The 23,450-nt window shown below is 73.9% G+C and carries 25 protein-coding genes; 11 read left to right on the top strand and 14 right to left on the bottom strand.

Annotated elements, in window-relative coordinates; all coding sequences use genetic code 11:
- Positions 1 to 179 precede the first annotated feature (179 nt).
- Positions 180 to 380, bottom strand: a complete 201-nt coding sequence (locus tag ACWGKU_RS22210; RefSeq protein WP_452179622.1) for a DUF397 domain-containing protein — start codon at positions 378 to 380, stop codon at positions 180 to 182.
- 402 nt (positions 381 to 782) lie between these two features.
- Here ACWGKU_RS22210 and ACWGKU_RS22205 point away from each other — a divergent pair, with 402 nt between their 5' ends.
- From ACWGKU_RS22205 to ACWGKU_RS22195, 3 genes are all read left to right on the top strand, one after another.
- Entirely contained in the window at positions 783 to 1,880 is a 1,098-nt protein-coding gene (locus tag ACWGKU_RS22205) for an N-acetyltransferase family protein (protein ID WP_452179621.1), read from the top strand.
- On the top strand, positions 1,877 to 2,230 hold the full coding sequence (locus ACWGKU_RS22200; protein WP_452179620.1) for an antibiotic biosynthesis monooxygenase family protein: 354 nt from the start codon (positions 1,877 to 1,879) through the stop codon (positions 2,228 to 2,230). Before ACWGKU_RS22205 ends, ACWGKU_RS22200 begins: the two co-directional genes overlap by 4 nt.
- 64 nt (positions 2,231 to 2,294) lie before the next feature.
- Positions 2,295 to 2,552, top strand: a complete 258-nt coding sequence (locus tag ACWGKU_RS22195) for a hypothetical protein (protein ID WP_380539172.1) — start codon at positions 2,295 to 2,297, stop codon at positions 2,550 to 2,552.
- Between the two features lie 97 nt (positions 2,553 to 2,649).
- Here the strand turns inward: ACWGKU_RS22195 and ACWGKU_RS22190 are convergent, their stop codons facing one another.
- The 3 genes from ACWGKU_RS22190 to ACWGKU_RS22180 form a co-directional block, all read right to left on the bottom strand.
- Positions 2,650 to 2,775 (bottom strand): hypothetical protein, encoded by a 126-nt coding sequence (locus ACWGKU_RS22190; protein WP_452179619.1) that lies wholly within the window; start codon positions 2,773 to 2,775, stop codon positions 2,650 to 2,652.
- An 83-nt stretch (positions 2,776 to 2,858) separates the two neighbouring features.
- Positions 2,859 to 3,530 (bottom strand): DsbA family oxidoreductase, encoded by a 672-nt coding sequence (locus ACWGKU_RS22185; RefSeq protein ID WP_452179618.1) that lies wholly within the window; start codon positions 3,528 to 3,530, stop codon positions 2,859 to 2,861.
- Between the two features lie 198 nt (positions 3,531 to 3,728).
- Positions 3,729 to 4,238 carry a hypothetical protein gene (locus ACWGKU_RS22180; RefSeq protein WP_452179617.1) on the bottom strand — a complete coding sequence of 170 codons (510 nt, stop codon included), beginning with the start codon at positions 4,236 to 4,238 and terminating at the stop codon, positions 3,729 to 3,731.
- Positions 4,239 to 4,289: 51 nt separating this feature from the next.
- Here ACWGKU_RS22180 and ACWGKU_RS22175 point away from each other — a divergent pair, with 51 nt between their 5' ends.
- On the top strand, positions 4,290 to 5,153 hold the full coding sequence (locus tag ACWGKU_RS22175; protein ID WP_452179616.1) for a hypothetical protein: 864 nt from the start codon (positions 4,290 to 4,292) through the stop codon (positions 5,151 to 5,153).
- Here the strand turns inward: ACWGKU_RS22175 and ACWGKU_RS22170 are convergent.
- A complete protein-coding gene (locus ACWGKU_RS22170) occupies positions 5,123 to 5,572 on the bottom strand; it encodes a MerR family transcriptional regulator (RefSeq protein ID WP_452179615.1) in 450 nt (149 codons plus the stop codon). The two genes, ACWGKU_RS22175 and ACWGKU_RS22170, sit on opposite strands and share 31 nt — an antisense overlap.
- Before the next feature lie 74 nt (positions 5,573 to 5,646).
- On the opposite strand from ACWGKU_RS22170, the gene ACWGKU_RS22165 reads away from it, so the two are divergent.
- A complete protein-coding gene (locus ACWGKU_RS22165; RefSeq protein ID WP_452179614.1) occupies positions 5,647 to 6,633 on the top strand; it encodes an SDR family NAD(P)-dependent oxidoreductase in 987 nt (328 codons plus the stop codon).
- Between the two features lie 322 nt (positions 6,634 to 6,955).
- Here ACWGKU_RS22165 and ACWGKU_RS22160 read toward each other — a convergent pair whose 3' ends face one another.
- On the bottom strand, positions 6,956 to 7,672 hold the full coding sequence (locus tag ACWGKU_RS22160) for a chitinase (protein ID WP_452179613.1): 717 nt from the start codon (positions 7,670 to 7,672) through the stop codon (positions 6,956 to 6,958).
- Between the two features lie 236 nt (positions 7,673 to 7,908).
- Between ACWGKU_RS22160 and ACWGKU_RS22155 the strand changes: the two genes are divergently transcribed.
- A complete protein-coding gene (locus ACWGKU_RS22155; protein WP_452179612.1) occupies positions 7,909 to 9,882 on the top strand; it encodes a tetratricopeptide repeat protein in 1,974 nt (657 codons plus the stop codon).
- Between the two features lie 52 nt (positions 9,883 to 9,934).
- Here the strand turns inward: ACWGKU_RS22155 and ACWGKU_RS22150 are convergent, their stop codons facing one another.
- Positions 9,935 to 10,201, bottom strand: coding sequence for a DUF6011 domain-containing protein (locus ACWGKU_RS22150; RefSeq protein WP_452179611.1), 267 nt, complete (start codon positions 10,199 to 10,201; stop codon positions 9,935 to 9,937).
- A 60-nt stretch (positions 10,202 to 10,261) separates the two neighbouring features.
- Between ACWGKU_RS22150 and ACWGKU_RS22145 the strand changes: the two genes are divergently transcribed.
- Positions 10,262 to 11,029, top strand: coding sequence for a TetR/AcrR family transcriptional regulator (locus ACWGKU_RS22145; RefSeq protein ID WP_401045907.1), 768 nt, complete (start codon positions 10,262 to 10,264; stop codon positions 11,027 to 11,029).
- Here ACWGKU_RS22145 and ACWGKU_RS22140 read toward each other — a convergent pair.
- Positions 11,013 to 11,414, bottom strand: a complete 402-nt coding sequence (locus ACWGKU_RS22140; RefSeq protein WP_359899842.1) for a winged helix-turn-helix transcriptional regulator — start codon at positions 11,412 to 11,414, stop codon at positions 11,013 to 11,015. The genes ACWGKU_RS22145 and ACWGKU_RS22140 overlap by 17 nt on opposite strands.
- Positions 11,415 to 11,515: 101 nt before the next feature.
- Here ACWGKU_RS22140 and ACWGKU_RS22135 point away from each other — a divergent pair, with 101 nt between their 5' ends.
- Both ACWGKU_RS22135 and rarD read left to right on the top strand, forming a co-directional pair.
- The gene (locus ACWGKU_RS22135; protein ID WP_452179610.1) at positions 11,516 to 12,364 is read left to right on the top strand and encodes an SDR family oxidoreductase; all 849 of its coding nucleotides are present in this window, start codon (positions 11,516 to 11,518) and stop codon (positions 12,362 to 12,364) included.
- Positions 12,365 to 12,506: 142 nt separating this feature from the next.
- Positions 12,507 to 13,475: an EamA family transporter RarD gene (rarD, locus tag ACWGKU_RS22130; RefSeq protein WP_387692705.1), complete on the top strand. Its 969-nt coding sequence runs from the start codon at positions 12,507 to 12,509 to the stop codon at positions 13,473 to 13,475.
- Here rarD and ACWGKU_RS22125 read toward each other — a convergent pair.
- The 3 genes from ACWGKU_RS22125 to ACWGKU_RS22115 are packed head-to-tail and all read right to left on the bottom strand — an operon-like array spanning position 13,465 to position 16,693.
- Positions 13,465 to 14,358: an ABC transporter permease gene (locus tag ACWGKU_RS22125; RefSeq protein WP_401045901.1), complete on the bottom strand. Its 894-nt coding sequence runs from the start codon at positions 14,356 to 14,358 to the stop codon at positions 13,465 to 13,467. The genes rarD and ACWGKU_RS22125 overlap by 11 nt on opposite strands.
- Positions 14,345 to 15,439, bottom strand: a complete 1,095-nt coding sequence (locus tag ACWGKU_RS22120) for an ABC transporter ATP-binding protein (protein WP_452179609.1) — start codon at positions 15,437 to 15,439, stop codon at positions 14,345 to 14,347. Before ACWGKU_RS22120 ends, ACWGKU_RS22125 begins: the two co-directional genes overlap by 14 nt.
- Positions 15,440 to 15,442: 3 nt before the next feature.
- Positions 15,443 to 16,693 (bottom strand): LolA family protein, encoded by a 1,251-nt coding sequence (locus ACWGKU_RS22115; RefSeq protein ID WP_452179608.1) that lies wholly within the window; start codon positions 16,691 to 16,693, stop codon positions 15,443 to 15,445.
- A 183-nt stretch (positions 16,694 to 16,876) separates the two neighbouring features.
- Between ACWGKU_RS22115 and ACWGKU_RS22110 the strand changes: the two genes are divergently transcribed.
- Both ACWGKU_RS22110 and ACWGKU_RS22105 read left to right on the top strand, forming a co-directional pair.
- Positions 16,877 to 19,465: a bifunctional FO biosynthesis protein CofGH gene (locus ACWGKU_RS22110; RefSeq protein ID WP_401051937.1), complete on the top strand. Its 2,589-nt coding sequence runs from the start codon at positions 16,877 to 16,879 to the stop codon at positions 19,463 to 19,465.
- A gap of 161 nt (positions 19,466 to 19,626) precedes the next feature.
- A complete protein-coding gene (locus ACWGKU_RS22105; protein WP_401051935.1) occupies positions 19,627 to 20,742 on the top strand; it encodes an ADP-ribosylglycohydrolase family protein in 1,116 nt (371 codons plus the stop codon).
- Positions 20,743 to 20,849: 107 nt separating this feature from the next.
- Here ACWGKU_RS22105 and ACWGKU_RS22100 read toward each other — a convergent pair whose 3' ends face one another.
- The 3 genes from ACWGKU_RS22100 to ACWGKU_RS22090 all read right to left on the bottom strand — a co-directional run bounded on the left by ACWGKU_RS22100 (position 20,850) and on the right by ACWGKU_RS22090 (position 23,257).
- Positions 20,850 to 21,065: a DUF397 domain-containing protein gene (locus ACWGKU_RS22100; protein WP_359899826.1), complete on the bottom strand. Its 216-nt coding sequence runs from the start codon at positions 21,063 to 21,065 to the stop codon at positions 20,850 to 20,852.
- On the bottom strand, positions 21,062 to 21,925 hold the full coding sequence (locus tag ACWGKU_RS22095) for a helix-turn-helix domain-containing protein (protein WP_359899824.1): 864 nt from the start codon (positions 21,923 to 21,925) through the stop codon (positions 21,062 to 21,064). Before ACWGKU_RS22095 ends, ACWGKU_RS22100 begins: the two co-directional genes overlap by 4 nt.
- 591 nt (positions 21,926 to 22,516) lie before the next feature.
- Positions 22,517 to 23,257, bottom strand: a complete 741-nt coding sequence (locus tag ACWGKU_RS22090; protein ID WP_452179607.1) for a GOLPH3/VPS74 family protein — start codon at positions 23,255 to 23,257, stop codon at positions 22,517 to 22,519.
- Positions 23,258 to 23,450 lie beyond the last annotated feature (193 nt).

Below are 23,450 nucleotides of genomic sequence, written 5' to 3'. Positions count from 1 at the left end.
ATGGTACTGCAGGGGGGACCCTGTGGGAGAGTAGGACGCCGCCGAACAATTCTTCAGAAGAACCCCCATCCGGGATCCGGATGGGGGTTCTTCGCATTTCCCGGCCGGACGGACGCCTCGGAACAAGCCCTCGGAGTGAAGACCGCCCGCTCGCCGGAGCGGCGAGCGGGCGGGGAGCTTCAGATGAGGTGGTCGAACTCGCCGGCCTGGGCGCCGAGGAGGAAGGCCCGGAGCTTGGTGGCTGTGGTGGTGAGGATGACGGAGGGGTCATCGGATTCGCGGAGGTGGCGGATGTCGTGTCCTCCGGTGGCCAGCTCAACGCAGGTGCTGCCGCCATCGACGTCGCTGAAGGACGACTTCTGCCAGGCCAGGTCGGACATTGGATGCCTTTCAGTGCTGGAGCTCGTAGAGAATGTGTTGAGGCAGCCCCCAGGAGTCGCGAGAGCTTTCACGCCGGGGCTGGCTGGTGTCGACAGCGGGTAGCGCGAGATCCCGGAATTCATGAAACTTCTGGTGGTAGGCCGCCACGTCGTCCGGGTCGCCAAGGTGAACCGCCCGCTTCGGTCCATCCAAGATGATGGTCGAGAGGGCCGTGCACGGCGCCCGCCTCCACGCTCTTCAACCTCCTCACCCTCCTCTTCGACGCCGGTCACGGCGAGCGCCGGCGACCTCCGCGCGCAACCTTGCAAAGCCCGACGAACAGGAGCCCCCCACCCCCGCGCCGACGCCGTCCCCGGCCCGCGGTAGGCGGTGGCATCGGCCCGGACTGGCAGCATGTCCCCATGGACGCAGTGGACCTGGGCGAGTTCGTGGTGCGGCGCGGCAGGGAGGCCGACGCGGACGCGTTGGTCGGTATCGACTCGGTCGCGCTCGAAGGCGACGAGGACCGGGCGGCGAGCATCCGCAGGTGGTGCCGACAGGGCCCGATCAGCCCGCTGTTCGTGGCGGAAGGCGCGGCCGGCCCGCTCGGCTACTGCGTCGTCGAGTACACGTTCTTCGAGCAGGGCTTCGTCACGATGCTGATGGTCGGACCGTCCGCTCGTGGCACCGGCGTCGGCCGTCGGCTGCTGGACGCCGTGGCGGCCTCCTGCGAGACCCCGAAGCTGTTCACCTCGACCAACGTCTCCAATCATCCGATGCGGCGACTGCTGCAACGGGCCGGGTGGCGGCAGGTCGGCCTTCTCCACGGCCTCGACGAGGGCGACCCGGAACTGTTCTACCTCCACCGACCGCGGAGCGGCACGCCCGGATCTCCGTCGCCGACCGGGTTGCGACCCGGCCGGGTGGACGAGTTCACGGCGCGTCTCGACAGCGCCTGGGAGTGGTGGCACGCCGCCGTCGAGGATGCCCAGGAGGGCCGCTGGACCCGCACCGCCCTCGAACGGCAGGTGATGGACGACCTCGCCGCCGCGACCGTCGGACTCGGATACCTGGACCCTTCCGTCGAACTGCCGTTGCGCAACAGGCTCTGCCGGATCGCCACCTGGGCGGGTGTGCTCCGGCTCGCCGCCCGGGCGGGCGGCTGGGACCTCGTTCCCGTCACCGGAGCGGTCCCACCCCGCCCGGCGGGGATGGCCGAACTGCTCTCCGCGGTCCACGCGGTGGGGGAGCAGGGCGAGGCCTGGCTGCGGCGGCTCTCCGCTGACGGACCGCCACCGCTCCGCGCGGTCAACGGGTTCGAGGCCTTCCTCTTCGGCCCGGGCTCGGTCGAGGACCTCCGCCAGTTCTTCTACGACGAGGACCGCACCGGCCGGCGTGCGCCCCGGTGTTCCTCGTCGGAGGGGCCCGGGCGGCTTGGCAAAGATCTGGATCCCTTGTGGATCCCGTTCGGCAAAGACGCTGGTACGCCGGGCGGGTCCCGCTCTACGGTGACGCCGTGAGCAATGATGCGAATGCGCCTGCCGTGCCCGTCGAGGCCTTTGAAACTCCCTACTACGCGGCGGTCTTCACCGCGGTGCCGACCCAGGACCGGGCCGGCTACAGCGAGACCAACGACCGCATGGAAGACCTGGTGAGGGACATCCCGGGGTACCTGGGGATGGACCACGCGCAGACTCCCGGCGGGCTGTCCATCACCGTCGGGTACTTCCGTGACGCCGACGCCCTCACGGAGTGGCGGACCAACGCCGAGCACCGCGCGGCGCAGAAGCGCGGGCGGGCCGAGTGGTACGAGCGCTACACGCTGCACGTGGCGAAGGTGGAGCGGAGCCACGGGTTCGTGCGGGAGTAGTTCCCCGAAGCCCGGCCGCATCGTCGGGTCCGGGACGGCGGGGCGAGGCCCATAACCTGGTGGTATGACGACTCCCTGGCCCGACGAGGCCACGTTCGCCCGCGGTGAGCGGGTGGCGCTGACCACCCCGGACCCGCCTCGCCCCGAACTCGGCCACCTGGGCGGCGAGATCCTCGGCACCCGGGGCGTGGTCCTCGAATGCGCCGTCGAGGCCGATGACCGCGACGGTGGCCACGTCGGGCCCGTGTACCAGGTCGAGACGGAGGACGGCAGTCCTTGGCGGCTGCGGCCGGAGTTCCTGAGGTCCCTCGACCGCCGGTAGTGCTTCGTCAGATCGGTCCCGGGCATGGTCCCGGTCCCGGGCGTGGGCGCGGGGCGGCATCGGCGTAGTGATCGGGCGGACCGTCCGGGCCTCGTCGTCAGCGGCCCGAGCGGTCCCCCGTCCGGTCGGCGAGCCAGACGGTGATGCGCCGCTTCTCCTCGCGGGTGGCCCAGGGGATGCCGGGCTGCGCGAGCCACTCCAGGGTGGACGGCGCCCGTCCCACTGCTTTTCGCCGCCTCCGCCCGACCGGCAGGACCGTTCCTGGAGCAGGAAGTCGGCCGGGCCGACTTCCTGCTCCTCGGCTGCTCAGTCCTTGGGCACGAGCGGCGTCAGCGGCAGGGCGACCCGGCTCTCCCAGGCCTGCTCCAGCGCCCGGCCGAACGTCTCCGCGGGCTGAGCGCCCGAGACACCCAGCCGCCGGTCCAGGACGAAGAACGGCACGCCCGTCGCCCCCATGGCGCTCGCCGTGGCCTCGTCCTCGCGCACCGCCTCCGCGTACGCCTCCGGGTCGGCCAGGACCGCCGCGGCCGCCTCGCCGTCCAGCCCCGCGTCGACCGCCAGCTCGACCAGCCGGCCCGCCTCGAAGGCCGACCGCTCCTCGGCGAAGTTCGCCCGGTACAGCGCGTCCAGCAGCTGCCCCTGCCGGCCGTGCTCCTCGGCGAAGTGCAGCAGACGGTGCATGTCGAAGGAGTTCGCCGCGTCGCGCCCCTCGCGCAGGTACGGCAGTCCCTCGGCGTGCGCGTTCTCCGCGATCCGGGCCTCCGCCGCCTCGGCCTGCTCCAGGCTCATCCCGTACTTGGCGGCGAGCAGCGGCAGCACCGGCCGGGCCTCGTGCGGCGCCCGCGGGTCCAGCTCGAAGGAGCGGTGGACGACCTCCACCTCCTCGCGGTGCGGGAACGCCGTCAGCGCCTGCTCGAACCGGGCCTTGCCGATGTAGCACCACGGGCAGTTGATGTCGCTCCAGATCTCCACGCGCACGGCGCCGCACTCCTTCCAGCCTCGCGCGGACCTCCCGCGCCTACTCCTGCCGGAACGCCTCCGTCCACCTGGATATTTCTCTCACTGAAATATCCAGGTCGGTCGGCGGCCTCCTGTCTCAGCGCCGATCCCGGGCCTCGCGCTGGGCGGACACCGTGGGGACGGCGGCGACGGCCTCGGCGTAGTGGCCGTGCCTGCTCAGGATCTCGGGGCGTGCTCGTACGGGGCGGGTTCCACGTGCTCGCCGGTGGCCAGCTCGCGGAGCCGGTCGATCCGGCCCTGGCCGGCGAGGAGGTCCGCGTACCGCCAGGCGATGCGCGGGACGACGGGCAGGACCGGGCCCAGCAGCCGGATCGCCTCGTCCGCCCGGCCCATGCGCTCCAGGACCCGACCGAACAGCGCCAGCACCTCCGACGGCTGGTGCCGGCACTCGCCCTGACCCCCGGCCGCGGAGCACCGGCAGTCCGCCATGCCGCCCAGGGCCCGTTCGGCGCCCTGGGCGAGCAGCTCCAGGACCGTCAGGGCCCGTTCGAACGCCCCCACCGCGCACAGCTCACTGACCGCCACCTCGGCGCAGAACCACTCACCGCGGTCCCGGGGGGTCTCGATCAACAGCTCCAACTGCCCCTGGCGGGCCAGGTATTCCGCCATGGGAGGCGTTATTCTGCCGTCGAACTGCCGCTGCCGGGCGAGATCGTCGAGATTCACCGGGCCACGCTGTGGGACGGGGGCGACGTCCTGCCCGGAGATAATCGGCGGATGTCCGAAACCTTCGTTGACCTGGGATTTGTCACGGCGCCCTCCGGGGTGGTGGTGCTGGCGATGGCCAGCTGGATCGACGAGTGGCCGAGGGTGGGGGAGCCGCTGTCGGTGCGCGCCGCGGCTGCGGCGGAGGCGGGTGGCGGGCACCTCCAGGAGTGGGAGTACGAGGCGGTCGCCGTTCCGGCCGCCGCCGACCGGCCGCTGGCGGTGCGGGCCACCACCGCGCCGTCGGTGTTCGACGAGGAGCCGACGATCGCGACGCTGGAGATCGCCCTCGGCCTGCCCTGGCCCGAGGGGGTGGACAGCCCGGTGCTGCTCGGGGACCTGCCGGTCGACCGGGGCGGTACGGCGGTCGGCGACGCCGTGGGGCTGGACGCGTGGACGGGGCTGGAGCACGAACCGGCCGACGGACTCGCCGACCTCTCCTTCTGGGGCCGGTACGGGAAGGACGCGCACGAGCGGTTCGGCGGCGAGCGGCTCTCCCCGCACGGCGGGGAGGACGGGCCGTACGGGCGGCTCGACCTCCCGGTCGCGGAGGCGGTCGCGCGGGAGGTCGAGATCGGCACCTGGCAGGGCGGCCTGCGCGGCAGGGGAGTGGCCACCATGGTGGAGAAGCACGTCGACTACCTCCGCTTCCGGCGGGCCGGCCTGCACCACCCGCTGCACGTGGGCGCGATCGAGGTCGGCGGCTGCCAGGTGCTCGGGATCGACTGGGACCCGGGCGACCATGCCGTCCGGCACCACGGTGGGCGGGACTGCGGCCAGGTCTTCCCGGTCACCCTCGAAGCCGACGGCGCCGGCGGCACGGTCCTGCGCTGGACCGTCCCGCCCTACGACCTCGACGAGAGCGAGGACGACTGACCGGGAGCCGCCGGCGAGCCCGCCGTCGGGTCCCAGAGCCCGGCGGCCTCGCCGCGCGCCAGGTGGTCGGCGTAGACGGCGGTCTTCCAGGCGATCAGCGAGCGGCACTCCTCCAGCTCCCGGATCCGCTCGTCGACCCGTTGCCGGTGGGCGTCCAGCAGCCGCAGCCGTTCGGCCTCGTTGCCCGGGCCCTGCCGCACCAGGTCGGCGAAGCGGCGGAGGTCGGCGAGCGGCATGCCGGACTCGCGCAGCCTGATGCAGATCTCCAGCCACTGCACGTCGAGCACGGCGTACCGCCGGCGTCCGCCCGCCGTGCGCCGCACCGGGCCGACCAACAGGCCCTCGCGCTCGTAGAAGCGCAGGGCGTGCACGCTGAGCCCGGTGCGCTCGGCCACTTCGCCGATGCTGAGTTCCGTCATGGCGTCAGAGCATAGGAGCGGCGAGGCCCGCGGGGCTTGATCTAGACCGCGCTCCACTTCCTACCGTCGTCTCCATGACCACCACCAACAAGGCCGTCGTCGACCAGCAGCCGACCGGTTCGCCCTTCTCCGCCGCCAGCACCGCCGAGGACGTCCTGGCGGGCCTCGACCTCTCCGGCCGCACCGCCGTCGTGACCGGCGGCTACTCCGGCCTCGGCCTGGAGACCACCCGGGCGCTGACCGGCGCCGGGGCCACCGTGATCGTCCCGGCCCGCCGCCCGGACGTCGCCCGTGCCGCCCTCGCCGGAACCGGCGGCCGGGTCGTCCCCATGGACCTCGCCGACCCCGTGAGCGTCCGTGCCGCCGCCGGGCTGATCCGCGAGGCCACGGACCGCCTCGACCTGCTGCTGGCCGTCGCCGGCGTCATGGCCACCCCCGAGCGGCGCGTGGGGCCGGGCTGGGAGGGGCAGTTCGCCACCAACCACCTGGGGCACTTCCTCCTCGTCTGCGAGCTGTACCCGCTGCTGGCCGCCGCCCCGGACGGCGCGCGCGTCGTCGTCAACAGCTCCGCCGGGCACGCCCTGACCGACATCCGTCGGCACGACCCGCACTTCCGCACCGGCTACGACAAGTGGCTGGCGTACGGCCAGTCCAAGACCGCCAACGCCCTGTTCGCCGTGCACCTCGACGCGCTCGGCAGGGGCGACGGCGTCCGGGCGTTCGCGCTCCACCCCGGGAAGATCATCACCGGGCTCCAGCGGGAGATGACCTGGCGGGAGCAGGTCGAGCGCGGCTGGGTGGACGACCGGGGAAACGTGATCGGCGCGGACTTCAAGTCCCCTTCCCAGGGCGCGGCCACCGGCCTGTGGGCGGCCACCTCCCCACTGCTCGACGGCCGCGGCGGGCTCTACCTGGAGGACTGCGAGGTGGCCCGCGTCAGCGGCCCGGACACCCCGATGGACGACGGTGGCGTCCGCCCGTACGCCCTCGACCCGGACGGGGCGGCCCGCCTCTGGGAACTCTCGCTGGCCGCGACCGGCGCCACCCCGGTGCCGCGCTGACAGGGTCGCGACCGGCGCGTCCAGCGGTGCGGCCGCCGGCCGTCGCCCGCCCGCGTCCGGCGGGGGCGGCAGCGACAAGGAGCGGGAAGTCGGCCCGGCCGACTTCCCGCTCCGCGACGGCCCGGAGGGGGGCCCCCCCCCACCGGCCGGGCGTCCGGCCCCGCCCCACCCCCCCCCCCGCGACGGCCCGGAGGCGTCAGGCGGTCAGCTCGGGGCTCCACGTGACGCCCACGTTCCCGCCCCAGGTGACGATGAGCCGGGTCTGGTGGACGTGGCCCGGGGTGGGGTTGGGACACCGCGCACCGAGTGGCCGAAGCGCCCGTCAGCAGGAGATGTTGCCGCCGCCGGCGTCGGTGCCCAGCACGCCGACGAACTGCTTGTAGAGGTTGATCCGATCGTTGCGCTGGTCCGGGTTCTTGCCGTCGCACTCCAGCGCGCCGTTGATGGTGCGGATGGTCTCGCCGAAGCCCTTGTTGTTGACGACGGCGTCGTGCGCGGTCATCCGCCCGGCGCCGCTCTGGGTGTTCCAGAACCAGAGGGCGGTCTTCCAGGACGTCGCCGGGTTCTTCTCGACCTGGTACGGGTCGTGCAGCAGGTCGATGTGCAGGGCGTCGCCGGCCGCCTTGTAGTTGAAGTTCCAGCTCAGCTGGAGCGGCCCGCGCCCGTAGTACGCGGACTGCCCGGCCGGACAGCCGTACGACTGCGAACTGTCGCAGTAGTGCGGGTAGTTGGCGGTGTTCTGTTCGACGACGTACCGCAGGCCGCCGGTCTCGTGGCTGACGTTGGCCAGGAAGGCGGCCGCTTCGCGCTTGCGGGTGGCGGTGTCGCCGGTGGTGGTGAACCCGGGGAAGGCGCCCAGGGCGTCGGTGAGGCCCTGGTAGCTGTAGAAGGAGTTCCGGTTCGGGAACATCTTGTTGAACTGGGCCTCGCTGACCACGAAGGACCCGGCGGCGGAGGCCGGGGCGGTCTGGCCGGCGACGGCGAGGGTGCTCAGCACGGCGGCGGAGGCCGCCAGGGACAGGGTGCGCGAGAGCTTCATCGATCTCCTCGATTCCGGTGGCGGGACTGGCATTTCGCGTGCGAAGAGCCTTCGTCATCCTCACGGTCGGAAAACGTCAAATATGGCCATCAGAGGTCTAAACCACTCGTACGGGTCGTATCCGGTCCGGTCGCTGGACGCCGCCCGTCGGCGGGGGCCCACCGGGCTGTCGGTCGCACCGGATAGCCTCCTTCCGAGCGGGACGGCACCACCGGGGGAACGGGGAGCAGGGGCGAATGAGCGGGCACACCGACGACACGGGCGACGGGCGCCTGGCCGCCGAGGGCGAGGTCGCCCTCGCCCGGCTGGCGATCGACTCCGGCGACCTGGCCCACGCCGCCGACCACCTCGGCGACGCGATCCTCGCCGACCCCCAGCTGCCCGAACTGCACGAGGCACTGGCCGAGTTGTGCGCGGCGGCGGGCGGACCGGCCGCGGCCCGCGCGCTGTTCCCGCTGGACGGCCAGGTGTATCTCGGCACGGTGGCCTGCCGGGCCCACGTGGAGGCCGCCGCCGGGGACTGGGACACCGCCGTCGGCCTGCTCGCCTCCGCCGTCCAGCACGAGCCGGCCCGCCCCTGGGCGCACGCCGCCTGGCTCGCCCGCGAGGACCTGCCCGGCCTGGTCGACCCGGACGCCGTCGCCCAGGCGGTGGCCCGCGCCACCGGCGCGCTGCCCGACCCGCTCCCGGCCGAACCGGCCGAAGCCGTACGGCCGTTCCACGACTTCGTGCGGGCCGTCCTGGCCCGGCACGAGGACCACGTGCCGCTGCTGGCGATGGTCTCCGGCCTGACCCGCCGGCTCGGCGACACCGACCGCGCCGTCGAACTCGCCGATCGGGCCCACCGGTTGGCCCCCGGCTACCTGACCGCCGTGATGCTCGGCAACGCCCTGCGCTCGGCCGGCCGGCCGGAACGGGCGCTCGCCGTCTGGGAGGCCGAGCTGGCCCGGGTCGCGCCGGACCGCGACGACTCCAGCAGCTACCTCGCCGTCGACGTCGCCGAGCTGTACGGCGCCCTCGGGCGCCCCGCCGAAGGCCTGCCCTGGCTCGACCGGGTGCTCGCCGCCGAGCCCGACCACCCCAAGGCGGGCCCGGCCCGGTACGGGCTGCGCCACGCCCTCGACGGCGACCCGGCCCACCTGCTCGGCCTGGCCGACCACCACCGCTCCCACCCCGAGCACGAGTACGCCCAGGAACTGCTGGAACGGCTGAGCCACCGGGAGCCCTGGCTCGGCCTGGTCTCCGGCGCCACCGAGGCCACCGTCAACGTGCTGCACCAGGTGCTCGCCGCCCCCGACACCGGCCGCGACACCGAGATCGACTGCACGACCTCCACCGTGGAGCCGCCCAGCTCGGTGCTGGCCGTCCGGCTCGCGCTGCCGCGCTCCACCGTCGGCTACCGGGCCGTCGGCGAGCCCGACCCCCGGCTGCCGCTGACCGAACCCACCACCCGGATCTGGGCCTGGGACGGCACCGACCCGCGCCCGGCCGTCGCCCCGCCCGCGCCGCGCAGCGCCGAACTCGTCCGCGCCACCGCCGAGATCTTCTGGCCGACCGTCCCCGCCGCCTACGACCACGCCGTCCGGCTGGCCGGACTGCCACTGGACGACCTGCTCGGCGTCCTGGTCCACCCGCCCGTGCCGCGCGAGGACGAACTCGGCCGCGCCCTGCTCGCCCACCAGCCCGAACTCTGGGTGCGGGCCGTCCAGGTCTTCGCCTGCCTCGGCATCGCCCACCACCGAACCGACCAGCCCTGGGCCGGCTCCGAGCGCCGCCGGGTGCTGCGCGACCTGCTGCTCGGGCCGGAGGACTGGGTGGTCGAGGCGGCCGGCTTCGCGCTGGTCGCGATCGGCTGGACCCAGCCGCAGACCCGGGCCGACGTCGCCGCCCTGCTCCAGCAGCGGCTGCACCACGGCGCCCGGGCCCGCCGCACCCGGGCGGTGACGATCCTCCGCTCGCTGTCCGCGCTGGTGCTCGCCGCGCCCTGGACGTCCGACGAGGACCGCGCGCTCGCCCGGCACCTGATGGAGCAGGAGGACGCCGCCGACGCGGGGGCGGAGGCCGCACCGGAGGCGGCGGACCAGGCCGAGGCGGCGGAGCACCCGGGGACCGGGGAGCACCCGGAGGCGGCGGAGCGGTCGGAGGCCGAGCGGGCCGCCGGGGAGGAGCCCCGCCCCGGCCGCCTGCGCCGCCTCTTCGGCCGGGGCTGAGGCGCCAGATCTGAGGCCAGGTCTGAGGCCAGGTCTGAGGCCGGGGCCGGCCCTAACCCATCCCCGGCAGCGGTTCCTGGTCGACGTCGAACCGCGCGACCCGCTCCGCCGGGTCCCGGCACTCCGGTCCCAGCCGCAGCATCCGCGACTCGGGGTCGTGCAGCGGCCGGTGGCAGCGGCGGCAGGTCACCCGCGGGCGGAGGGTCTGCGCGGTGTCCGTCCCGGGAAGCGGCTCGGGGCCGGACGCGCCGGACGCGCGGGTCGGACCGGTCGCGCCGGGCAGGCCGGTCGAGCCGGGAGGGTTGGTCGGGCTGGTCATGCTGAGACGGTAGCCGCCCACGCCGTCAAGGCCCCTGCCGGTGCGTGAAACGATGGCCCCATGGCGAGCGACCGCAGCAGCGCAGGAGACCCGGCACGCACCCTCGCTCTGCTCTGGGGGCTCACCGCCGAGGAGAAGCCCGGCCGGCGCGGGCCCCGGCAGGCGCGCTCGACCGGTGAGATCGCCACCACCGCGATCGCCCTCGCCGACGCCGAAGGAGCGGACGCCGTCACCATGCGCCGGGTCGCGCAGGAGCTGGGGCTCTCCCCGATGGCGCTCTACACCTACGTGCCCGGCAAGGCCGAGCTGCTCGACCTGATGCTGGACACCGTCTACGCCACGATGCCCCGCAGCACCCCCGCCGACGAGGGCTGGCGCTCCCGGGTCACCGCCGTCGCGGACGACAACCGGGCGCTGCACCGCGCCCACCCGTGGGTCGCCGCCGTCTCCACCAGCCGTCCGCCGCTGGGGCCCGGCCTGATGGCCAAGTACGAGTACGAGCTGCGTGCCTTCGAGGGCACCGGGCTCTCCGACGTCGACCTGGACGCCGCGCTGACCCACCTGCTCGGCTTCGTCCAGACCTGTGCCCGGATGGCCGCCGACGAGCGCGCCGCCCGGCAGGACAGCGCGATGACCGACGCGCAGTGGTGGGCGGCCAACGCCGGGCTGCTCGCCCGGGTCTTCGACCCCGAGCGCTATCCGGTCGCCGCCCGGGTGGGTGCCGCGGCCGGTGCGGCGCACGGCGGCGCGTACAGCCCGGACCACGCCTACGCCTTCGGTCTGGCCCGGGTCCTGGACGGGCTCGACGCCCTCATCGCGGGGCGGTAGCCCGCCCGTCGTACTCCTGGCGGGCCGTCTCGACCTCCGGTACCCGCCGCTCCGACCAGTGCGCCAGCGCCGCGACCAGCTCCGCCGCCTCCCGCCCCAGCGGGGTGAGGCTGTAGTCGACCCGGGGCGGGATCACCGGGTGCGCCTCGCGCAGCACGAAGCCGTCCCGCTCCAGCGTCTGGAGGGTCTGGGCGAGCATCTTCTCGCTGACCCCGGTGACCTTGCGGCGCAGTTCGCTGAACCGGTAGCCGCGCTCGTTCAGCGCACCGAGCACCAGCACGCCCCAGCGGCTGGTGACGTGCTCCAGCACGCCCCGGGACGGGCACATCCGGTCGAAGACGTCGGCGGGGGGCAGCCCGCCGGCCTTCAGCTCGCTTACCTTCATGTCAGTACCCTACTTTGAAGTGCGTACTTTCGAAAGGTTAGTGCCACCCCTAGGGTGAGTTTCGAGGCCAGAACCCCGTAGCAACCCCTGAGGAGCACGCCATGTACGTCGTCACCGGTGCCACCGGCCAGCTCGGCCGTCTCGTCGTCGAGGGCCTGCTGGCCGAGGTCCCCGCGAGCGAGGTGGCCGTCGCCGTCCGCTCCGCCGAGAAGGCCGCCGACCTGGCCGCCCGCGGCGTGACCGTCCGGGTGGTCGACTACGACAAGCCGGAGACCCTGGCAGGCGCCTTCGCCGAGGGCGACCGGGTGCTGCTGATCTCGGGCAGCGAGGTCGGCCGCCGGATCCCGCAGCACCGGGCCGTGGTGGAGGCCGCCAAGGCCGCCGGCGTCGCGCTGCTCGCCTACACCAGCATCCCGGGGGCGGCCACCTTCCGGCTGGCCGACGAGCACAAGGCGACCGAGGAGCTGATCCTCGCCTCCGGCCTGCCGCACGCCTTCCTGCGCAACGGCTGGTACACCGAGAACTACCTGGGCGACGCGGCCGGCGCGGTGGCGCGCGGCGTGGTGCTCGGCAGTGCCGGGCAGGGCCGGGTCGCCACCGCCCCGCGCGCGGACTACGCGGCCGCGGCGGTCGCCGTCCTGGTCGGCGAGGGGCACCGGGGCGAGGTGTACGAGCTGAGCGGCGACGCCGCCTGGAGCCTGCCCGAGCTGGCCGCCGAGCTGGCGAAGGCCTCCGGCCGGCCGGTCGGGCACCGGGACGTCACCCCGGCCGAGCACCTGGACGCGCTGGTCGGCGCGGGCCTGCCGCAGGGCTTCGCCGAGGCCCTGGTGGACGTGGACGCGGGCATCGCGCGCGGCGAGCTGGCCGGCACTCCGGGCGACCTGGCCCGGCTGATCGGCCGTCCGACCGTCCCGCTGGCCGAGTCCGTCCGCGCGGCCCTGAACTCCTGAGGCGCGGCGCTCCGGGCCCGGAGCGGCGGCGCCGTCCGGCCCGCAAGCAATGTCATGACCAAAATCCGGAAACGGAGATGACAGCCTGCCCTCCCGCCCGCTACCGTCGCCTCGACACACGCGCGCGGGAAGGCACTCGGCCATGGCGGGAACAGACCAGCAGGACTACGGCCGGGGCCTCTGGTCCGGCGTCGCCGCCTACGGCATCTGGGGGCTCTTCCCGCTGTTCTGGCCGCTGCTGGAACCGGGTGCCGCCGACGACATCCTGGCCAACCGGATGGTCTGGTCCCTGGTCGCGGTCGTCCTGCTGCTGATCGCCCAGCGGCACTGGGGCTGGATACGCCCGCTGCTGCGCCAGCCCCGCCGGCTCGCCATGCTGGCCGGCGCGGCCGCCGTGATCTCGGTCAACTGGGGCGTCTACATCTGGGCCGTCAACGCCGGGCACGTGGTCGAGACCAGCCTCGGCTACTTCATCAACCCCCTGGTCACCATCGGCTTCGGCGTCCTGGTGCTCAAGGAGCGGCTGCGCACCGCGCAGTGGACGGCGGTGGGCATCGGCGCCGCCGCCGTCGCGGTGCTGGCCGTCGCGTACGGGCAGCTGCCCTGGATCGCGCTCACCCTGGCGCTCTCCTTCGCGACCTACGGCCTGCTGAAGAAGCAGGTCGGGCTGAGCGGGCTGGAGAGCCTGGCCGCCGAGAGCGCCTTCATGTTCCCGTTCGCCCTCGGCTACCTGGTCTACCTGGAGGTCAGCGGGCGCGGCACCTTCGGGCACACGGTGGCCGGCTCGTACGGCTGGGGGCACTCCGGGCTGCTGATGCTCAGCGGGGTGATCACCGCGATCCCGCTGCTGCTCTTCGGCGCGGCCGCCGTCCGGGTGCCGCTGACCGTGCTCGGGCTGCTGCAGTACCTGGCGCCGGTGTTCCAGTTCCTGATCGGCGTCGCGGTGTTCCACGAGTCCATGCCGCCCGCCCGCTGGGCCGGCTTCGGCCTGGTCTGGGCCGCGCTCGCGCTGCTGACCTGGGACGCGCTGCGCCAGGTGCGGGCCGACCGCGCGGTGCGGGCCGCGGCACGGCCGCAGCCCGCACCCGCCGAGGCGGCCGTCACACGCTGATGTCCCGGCTGGTGAAGCGGGACCAGGCCGCCGAGCCGAACACGGCGACGTAGGCGGCCTGGAGGCCGAGGTCCTTCAGCACGCCGTCCCAGTACATCGGCGCCCGCAGCAGGTCCGCGAAGCTCAGCCAGTAGTGGGAGAACAGGAACGGGCTGACGGCGTGCAGCTGCGGGAAGACGTCCAGGATCTGGACGGTGACCACCAGCCCGACGGTGGCGGCCATCGCCGCGATGCCGCTGCCGGTGAGGGTGGAGACGAACAGCCCGATCGCCACCAGCCCGGCCAGCGAGGCCGCGACCACCAGGGCCACCAGCAGCGCGCGCAGCAGCGCGTCGCCGAGGCCGATGGTGTCCCCGGAGAGCAGCGTGACCCGGCCGAGCGGGAAGAGCGCGGCGCCCGCGGCCAGCGCCGTCACCGCGACCGTCGCCGTGGCGGCCGCGCAGAACACCAGCCCGGCGGTGAACTTGGCGGCCAGCAGCCTGGTCCGCCCCGCCGGGGCGACCAGCAGGTAGCGCAGCGTCCCGGCGGCCGCCTCGCCCGCCACCGAGTCCCCGGCGACCACGCCGACCGTCATCGGCAGGAAGACCGGCAGCGCCACCGCGAGCGCGGTGAAGACCAGGAAGAGCCCGTTCTGCGTGGTCTGCGCGATGAAGCTCGGACCGCCGCCGCCCTCGTGCGGACTGTCCGTGTTGAGCTTGACCACCACCCCGATCAGGACCGGCAGTGCCGCCAGGATGCCCAGCAGCACCGTGGTGCGCATCCGGCGGAAGGTCAGGTGCAGCTCGCTGCGGAACAGCGCCAGGAACCCGGCCGCGGTCTGCGGCCGGCGGCCGGTGCCGATCGGCGGCGCCCCGGCCCGCGACAGCGCCTCAGCCCGCGACATCGAAGCCCTCCCCGGTCAGCGCCACGAAGGCGTCCTCCAACGTGCCCCGCTCCAGCCCGAAGCCGTGCACCCGCACCCCGGCCTCGACCAGCGCCGCGCACAGCCTGGGCAGCGCCTCCTCGCCCAGGACGCCCGGCTCGCCGTCCACCCGGTCCTCGCCCGGCACCAGGGCGGTGACCCGGTGGGCCGCCAGCACCTCCGCGGCCCGCGCCACGTCCGGGGTCCGGACCACCAGCCGGCCCTGCGCCCGGGCGGCCAGCTCGGCGACGGTGCCCTGCACCACCAGCCGGCCCCGGGACATCACCGCGGCGTGGGTGCAGACCTGCTCGATCTCGTCCAGCAGGTGCGAGGAGAGGAACACCGTGGTGCCCTCCGCCGCGACCTCCCGGACCAGCGTCCGGATCTCCCGCATGCCCTGCGGGTCCAGCCCGTTGGTCGGCTCGTCCAGCACCAGCAGTTCGCGCGGCTGCAGCAGCGCGGAGGCCAGGCCCAGGCGCTGCTTCATGCCCAGCGAGTACGCGCGGGCCTTCTTGCCCGCCGCGGCGCCCAGGCCGACCCGCTCCAGCGCCGCCTCGACCCGCTGCCGGCGGGTGCGCGGGTCGGCGGTCGGGTCGGCGGCGTCGAAGCGCACCAGATTGTCCCGGCCGGAGAGGAAGCCGTACAGGGCCGGGCCCTCGATCAGCGCGCCCACCCGGGGCAGCACGGTGGCGACGGACTGCGGCATCGGCTCGCCGAGGACGCTGGCCGCGCCCGAGGTGGGGGCGATCAGGCCCATCAGCATCCGGATGGTGGTGGTCTTGCCGGAGCCGTTGGGGCCCAGGAAGCCGAAGACGGAGCCGCGCGGCACGGCCAGGTCCAGGCCGTCCACGGCGAGCTGGCCGCCGCGGAAGCGCTTGGTCAGGCCGCGGGTCCGGATGACGTCGTCGGCGGCCTCACGCGAGGCCGGAGCGGCCGGGGAGGCGGCGGAGACGGGGGAGGAGGCGGGGGAAGCGGATCGGACGGGCGCGGGGGCCGGACGCGGCACCGCGCCCGTACCCCCGGCCGACTCCGTAACGTCCCCCGTTACGGGAGCCTTGGTCATCCGTCAGTTCACCCCGGCGGCGTGCTGGAGGACCGGCAGGGTCACCGCGCCGGCCAGGACCCGGCCGTCGTCGGTGAGCAGGACGTTGAGCACCTTGGTGCTCACCAGGGTGCCGCCGGCGACCGGCTTGCCGAGCGACTTCACCATCGCCTGCGGGTTCAGCGACTGCGCCGCCCCGTTCCCGCGGCCGCCGTGCTTGCCGCCCTTGGCGTCGCCCTTCGGCGCCCCGTCCACCGCGTCGGGCAGCCGAGTGGAGACGACCGTCGTCCAGCCCTCGCCGATCACGTCGACGCCCTCGGGCGCCCCGGTGCCCCGGTGCTCCCGGGCGTCGCCCGGCGCGCCCTTGGCCACGTCCCCGGCCTTCTGCTCCGTCACCTTGGCGCCCTTGGGGGCGGAGAAGTCGAAGGTCTTGTCGGCCGGCTTGGCGAAGGACACCTGGGTGAAGCGGACGTTCAGCACGGTGCTGCCGTCGACGGACTTCACCGCCACCGCCAGCGGCACCCCGTTGTCGGCGGCCACCGCGATCCGGACCTCGGCCAGCGTCGAGCCGGACTGGGTGGGCTTCACGCTCAACTCGTAGGCGTTCTGCCCGGCCACCTTGGCCGTCCCGGCGACGGTCACCGAGGTGGTGCCGGCGCTCCCGGTCAGGAACTGCCTGGCGGCCTCCTGCGGGGTGGTCGGCAGCTCGGACAGCGGCGCCTTGCCGTGCTGCTCGGCGGCGGCCGCCCGCCCGGTCATGTGCACCGCGGAGTTGGACGAGCTGTCCCAGGCCCAGGCCTGGTCGCCGTTGCGGACCAGGGTGTAGCCGGCCATGTTCTCCAGCACGTCCACCCGCTGGCGGTCCGGGCCGTCCACCGCGACCCGCAGCGTCTGGTCCCCGCCGAGCAGGCCGAGCAGCTTGGACTGCGGGTCCGCGGCGGAGCCCCGGCCGTCACCGCCGTGCCCGCCGACCGCCCCGCCGAGGCCGCCGGCCGCGCCGAGCAGCTGGCCGGGCACCCCGAGGTCGGTGCTGATCGACACCGTCCCGGACAGCGTCTGGGCCTCCGACCCGAGCACCTTGGCGACCAGCTGCTCCGACGTCAGCGTCGGCAGGTCGGGCGCGCCGTCGGCGGCCAGCGCCGGGACCAGCCCCACCCCTGCGGCGATCACCGCGACCACCGCCACCGGCACCCCGGCGCGCATCAGGACGCGTCGCCGGGAGCGGTACGGCGCACCGCCGTCCAGATCGTCCCCCGCCGCCTTCTCGTTGGTCATGGCGTCCTCAACTCCTCCGCGAACACGTGTGATTGGCCTTGCCCGTCCATTAGAGGCCGCCGCGGCGCCGCCGTCATCGCCCTGTGGGGCCAGATCGGGTTGACCTTCTTGGGTACGCCGACCCTGAGACGGCCTCAGGGTTGTCTCCACCCGCGGTACCACCGCCTGGCGTAGGGTCGCGCCATGGACGGAACCGCCATGGACGCCAGCACCCCGCCGACCGAGAACGCGATGCGCCGAGCCCTGCGCCGCGCCCGGGACGGCGTCGCCCTCGACACGACCGAGGCCGCCGTGCTGCTCCAGGCCAGAGGCGACGACCTGCTGGACCTCTGTACGAGTGCCGCCAGGGTCCGGGACGCGGGCCTCGAAGCCGCCGGCCGTCCCGGCGTCATCACCTACTCCAAGAGCGTCTTCATCCCGCTCACCCGGCTCTGCCGCGACAAGTGCCACTACTGCACCTTCGTCACCGTCCCCGGCCGGCTGCGCCGGGAGGGCCACGGGATGTACATGTCCCCGGACGAGGTGCTGGACGTGGCCCGCCGGGGCGCCGAACTCGGCTGCAAGGAAGCCCTGATCACGCTCGGCGACAAGCCCGAGGACCGCTGGCCGGAGGCCCGCGAGTGGCTGGACGCGCACGGCTACGACGACACCATCGCCTATGTGCGCGCCATGTCGATCCGCATCCTGGAGGAGACCGGCCTGCTGCCGCACCTCAACCCCGGGGTGCTGAGCTGGACGGACTTCCAGCGGCTCAAGCCCGTCTCCGCCTCCATGGGCATGATGCTGGAGACCACCGCCACCCGGCTGTGGAGCGAGCCCGGCGGCCCGCACCACGGTTCCCCGGACAAGGAGCCGGCCGTCCGGCTGCGGGTGCTGGAGGACGCCGGGCGCAGCTCCGTCCCGTTCACCAGCGGCCTGCTGATCGGCATCGGCGAGACGTACCAGGAGCGCGCCGAGTCGCTGTTCGCGCTGCGCAAGGTCTCCCGCGCCTACCACGGCGTCCAGGAACTGATCCTGCAGAACTTCCGGGCCAAGCCGGACACCGCGATGCGCGGCATGCCGGACGCCGAACTGGACGAACTGGTGGCCACGGTGGCGGTGGCCCGGCACCTGATGGGCCCGGCCGCCTGCCTCCAGGCCCCGCCCAACCTGGTGGACGGCGAGTACGAGCGGCTGATCGCGGCCGGCATCGACGACTGGGGCGGGGTCTCCCCGCTCACCCCGGACCACGTCAACCCCGAGCGCCCCTGGCCGCAGATCGAGCGGCTGGCCGAGCGCTCGGCGGCGGCCGGCTTCGAACTGCGCGAGCGCCTCGCCGTCTACCCCGAGTACGTGCGCCGCGGCGAACCCTGGCTGGACCCGCGGGTGCTGCCGCACGTCCGCGCCCTGGCCGACCCGGCCACCGGCCTGGCCGACCCGGACGCGGTGGTCCGCGGCCTGCCCTGGCAGGAGCCCGAGGACCTGCCGGTGTCGTACGGCCGCACCGACCTGCACGCCACCATCGACACCGAGGGCCGCACCGGCGACCGCCGGGCCGACTTCGAGGACGTGTACGGCGACTGGGAGGTGCTGCGCGAGCAGGTGCTCGCGAAGGGCGCGCCCGAGCGCCTCGCCGGAGACCTGCGGGAGGCCCTCGCGGTGGCCGCCGACGACCCGACCGGACTGACCGACGACCAGGCGCTGGCCCTGTTCCACGCGGACGGTCCGGCCCTGGACGCGCTCTGCCGGATCGCCGACGACGTCCGCCGCGACACGGTCGGGGAGGACGTCACCTACTGCGTCACCCGGAACATCAACTTCACCAACGTCTGCTACACCGGCTGCCGCTTCTGCGCCTTCGCCCAGCGCCGCACCGACGCGGACGCCTACACCCTCTCGCTGGAGCAGGTCGCCGACCGGGCCGCGCAGGCCTGGGAGGTGGGCGCCACCGAGGTCTGCATGCAGGGCGGCATCCACCCGGACCTGCCCGGCACCGCCTACTTCGACATCGCCCGCGCGGTGAAGGAGCGGGTGCCCGGCATCCACGTGCACGCCTTCTCGCCCATGGAGGTCGTCAACGGCGCGACCCGCACCGGGCTGTCGATCCGGGACTGGCTGCAGCGGGCCAAGGAGTCGGGCCTGGACAGCATCCCCGGCACCGCCGCCGAGATCCTGGACGACGAGGTCCGCTGGGTGCTCACCAAGGGCAAGCTGCCGGCCGCCACCTGGGTCGAGGTGGTCACCACCGCGCACGAACTGGGCCTGCGCTCCTCGTCCACGATGATGTACGGGCACGTGGACACCCCGAAGCACTGGCTCGGCCACCTGCGGCTGCTCGCCGGGATCCAGCAACGGACGGGCGGCTTCACCGAGTTCGTGACCCTGCCGTTCATCCACACCAACGCGCCCGTCTACCTGGCCGGCATCGCCCGGCCCGGCCCGAGCGCCCGGGACAACCGCGCGGTGGTCGCGATGGCCCGGCTGCTGCTGCACCCGCACATCCCCAACATCCAGACCAGCTGGGTCAAGCTGGGCGCCGAGGGCGCGGCCGAGATGCTCCGCTCGGGCGCCAACGACCTCGGCGGCACGCTGATGGAGGAGACCATCTCGCGGATGGCCGGCTCGGCGTACGGCAGCTACAAGTCGGTGCGCGACCTCCAGGCGATCGCCGAGGCCGCGGGCCGCCCGCACCGCCAGCGCACCACCACCTACGGCGAGGTGCCGGCCGAGCGGCGGGCCGCGGCGCTGGCCTCGGACGGGCACCTGCCGGAGCTGCTGCCGGTGCTGGACTGAGACCCGTGCCGTCCCGGCCGCCGCCCGCACGGCGGCCGGGACGGGGGCGCCGAACTCCCGGGGAGGGGCCGATTCGATCGGCTCTTCGAATACAGTGCCAGGGCGCGCTCCCGGCCGAGCGACGCGCGGACCCCACACCCGAGGAAAGGCGCCCCGTCGTGATGCCACTGTGGTCACGCGCCCAGCAGCAGGACTACCGCAGCCGGGTGCGGGGCTGTCTGCTCGGCGGTGCCGTCGGGGACGCGCTCGGCGCCGGCGTCGAGTTCGAGTCGCTGGAGAAGATCCGGGCCCAGCACGGCCCGCAGGGCGTCACCGGCTACGTCCCCGCGTACGGGCGCACCGGCGCCGTCACCGACGACACCCAGCTCAGCCTCTTCACCGTCGACGGGCTGATCCGCGCCCACATCCGGCGCGACACCGGCAGCTGGCACCCGCCCACCGACCTCCACCTGGCCTACCTGCGCTGGGCCGCCACCCAGCGCGACTGGGGCCCCGACGAGCGCCGCCCCGACCTCGGCTGGCTCGGCCGCGAGGAGTGGCTCTACGCCCAGCGCGCCCCCGGACAGGGCTGCCTGTCGGGCCTCAGCGGGGCCCACGCCGAGCGGCTCGGCACCCTGGAGGTCCCCAAGAACCCGCACTCCAAGGCCTGCGGCACGGTGGTGCGGGCGGCGCCCTTCGGGCTGCTCACCACCTGGGAGCCGGGCCTGGTGTTCCAACTCGCGGTGGAGTGCTCGGTGCTCACCCACGGCCACCCCACCGGATACCTCGCGGCGGGCGCGTTCGCGGTGATCGTCCAGTCCGTCGCCCGCGGCGGCACCCTGGAGGAGGGCGTCCACCTGGCGCTCGCCCTGCTCTCCGAGCGGCCGGCGCACGAGGAGACCACCGCCGCGCTGCGGGCCGCCCTGGACGCGGTGCGGGCCGGCGAGCCGTCCGCCGACCGGGTCGAGGCGCTGGGGGAGGGCTGGGTGGCCGAGGAGGCGCTGGCGATCGGCGTCTACTGCGCCCTGGTCGCCCACGACGTGCGCTCGGGCCTGCTGCTCGCGGTCAACCACTCCGGGGACAGCGACTCCACCGGCGCGATCTGCGGCAACCTGCTCGGGGCGCTGCACGGAGACACCGCGCTGCCGCCGGGCCTGCTGGCCGGGCTGGAAGGGCGCGGGGCGATCCTCGAACTCGCCGACGACTTCGTGCTGGAGCTGGTGCACGGCACCGAACTGCACGACCGGCGGACCCCGGATGGCGCCAACTGGGCCACCCGCTACCCGGTGACGGGCTGAGCGACCCGGGACCCCGGAACGGGAGTTGCCCGTAGCGCGGGCCGCCGCCGGGGGGCGACGGCCGCCGCTACGGGCAACTGGTCCGAGTGCGGAACCGGGCGGGAGGGTCAGTCCGGGAGGCCGCCGAAGGCGCCGTCCCCCACCGCCGAGGCGAAGGCGTTCCAGGCATCGGCCGAGAAGCGCAGCTGGGGCCCCCGGGGGTCCTTGGAGTCCCGGACGGCCACCTCCCCCGCGCCTGGGACGGCGATCTCCACGCAGGCGCCTTGGCCCCCGCTGTGACTGCTCTTGCGCCAACGGGTTCCGTACTCGGACGGGGTGATCATTCGTGGAATTCCTTCTCGATGTCGGCTATCAGCGACCGGCTCTCCGCGACACCGAGTGCGGCCGCTCTCAGGTAGTCGTATAGACCGGTATAGCGGCGCACGTCCGCCTCCTTCTCCAGGTAGAGATCGCTCGTCACACCTTCGAAGTAGACAACTGTGGAATCGGCTGACTCCGGGAACTCCAGCAGCGAGAATGTCCCGGTCATGCCGGGATGGGCGCCGTGCGAGAACGGGATCACCTGGATCGTGATGTTCGCGCGCTGGCTGAGCTCCAGCATCTGCTGCAGCTGCTGGGCCATCACGGCCTTGCTGCCGACCTCGCGGCGCAGCACCGCCTCGTCTATGACGGTCCACAGGCTGCCCAGCTGGTTCTCGCCGTGGATGCGCTCCTGGCGCTTCATCCGGACCTGCACCCGGCGCTGCACGGCGACCGCGTCGGTGTCCGGCTGGGTGCCCTCGACCACGGCCTGGGCGTAGTGCTCGGTCTGCAGCAGGCCGGGGACGAAGGAGGACTCGTACGCGCGGATCGAGGAGGCCTCGGCCTCCAGTCCGATGTAGACGCTGTACGGGGTCGGCATGTCGTTGAAGTCGTGCCACCATCCGCGCTGGCGCGACTCCTTGGCCATCTCCATCAGGCTGGCGCGCAGCTGGTCGTCGGGCACGTTGTAGACGTCGCAGAGGTCGCGCACATCGCGCTGGCTGATGCTGCGGCGGCCGTTCTCCAGCCGGCTGATCTTCGACTGGGAGACCATCAGCCGGCCGGCGACCTCCTCGGCCGTCATGCCCAGGCCCTCGCGGAGCTTGCGCAGCTCCGAACCGAGGCGCCGGCGGCGCACGGTGGGATTGACGTTGGCGGACACTTCGACCTCCGGCCGGACCTCTGGTGCTCGTTGGAGCGGCAGCCCTCGGAACACTTCGGACATTGGGACCAACCCCCCTGACTTGGAGCAGCATGTCACCTTGGGCCAGGTCGGCGCCGGGGAATCACAGCAGCGCGGTAGCACAGATCATCGGAAAAGCACTTCCGCGAGACAGCGAAAGCCCCCAGGTGGTAATGCGGCTCGGACGACTCGGACAGGTACTGCGGAGGCCGCCCCCGGACCGGCCCGCACCTGCCCCGGCACGTGCGGGGGCGGGCGGTTGCCGGGCGTCCGGGGACGGCGAAGGGGCGGTCGCCGGGCGACTCGCGTCGCGGGGCGACCGCCCCTCGGTGCTGTTGGTGGTGCCGGTTGTGCCGGTGGCACCGGTGGTGCGTCGGGGCGCTCAGCGCCTTCGGGTGGTGCGAGGGGGACGGCGTGCGCCGCCGGGTGCGCGGCCGGTGGTGTCGGGCGCCGTGATGGCTGCCCGCCGGGCCGTGCGGACCGCTGCGGCCGTCGAAGCCCTCCAGGACTCCCCGGCCCTCGTGCCCTCCCCGGTTCTGGTGCCCTCCCGGGGTCTGGTGCCCTCCCGGGTCAGCGGACGCCGACCCGGGAGGCGGGGACCCGCCCGCCCGAACCCCGGCCCGCCGTACGGGCGCCGGGGCGGCCGGCAGCGGCCCCGGAAGCCTGGGAAGAACGGTTCTGCTGCGCCGGCAGGCCGTTCTGCACGTCCATCACGGCGTGCGCGACCATCCCGCCCAGCGGGTCGTACCGGATCAGGTCGCGCAACCGCGACCGTGAGGACCGGCCCTCGTTGCCCGGGTACAGGTGCTTGCCCAGCCCGACCGAGTGGGCGAGCGCGGCGAGCGCGGCCGTCCGCGGATCCGGCGGAACACCGGTGCGGATCGCGGTGTCCAGCCGCTGCTTGATCGCGGCGTTGGTGCAGTCGTCGGACGCCTGGTACCGGGTCGTCGGCAGCACCCCGCACACCTGGCCCGGCACGGCCGTGACCATGCCGCAGCGCTCCAGGTGCGCCAGATAGGTCTGCCGCAGCCCCAGCCGGGGCCCGCCGATCCAGTGCGCCGCGCGGACCGGACTGCCGCGTCGGCGCAGCAGTTCCAGTGCGTGGTCAAGGGTCGGGTCGCCGGTCGGTCGTGCGAGCACGACGGCGATCCGGTCTCCCTCCGGTACGATCCGTCCGGCCAGGGACAGCTCGACGAGCTGCGCCCCGGCGAGTCCGAGGTCGAGGGTCTGCGGCTGCGCCGTGGTACCCGTGGTCGGGTCCAAAGCGAGCAGCAAGAGTTCCTCGGGAACAGTTCTGCGGCTCTTGCCCATCCAAGCCTCCCCGCGTGGATGAGAGACAGGGTGACGCCTCTCACACGGGCTTGTCGAGTACGCCTCCGAATCGTGACCTTGCGGTGAAGGTGCGGAACCGGCGGCGGCGGGCCTTGCGTCTGATCGGTGAACAGGCCGCGGCGCGACCGGGTGGCGACAATAAGCGCCGGTCGGGCGGGGTGTGTGCGGCCGG

Source organism: Kitasatospora sp. NPDC054768 (assembly GCF_053612025.1).
The sequence above is the reverse complement of the archived record's forward strand: the minus strand, read 5'-3'. Positions and strand labels throughout refer to the sequence as shown.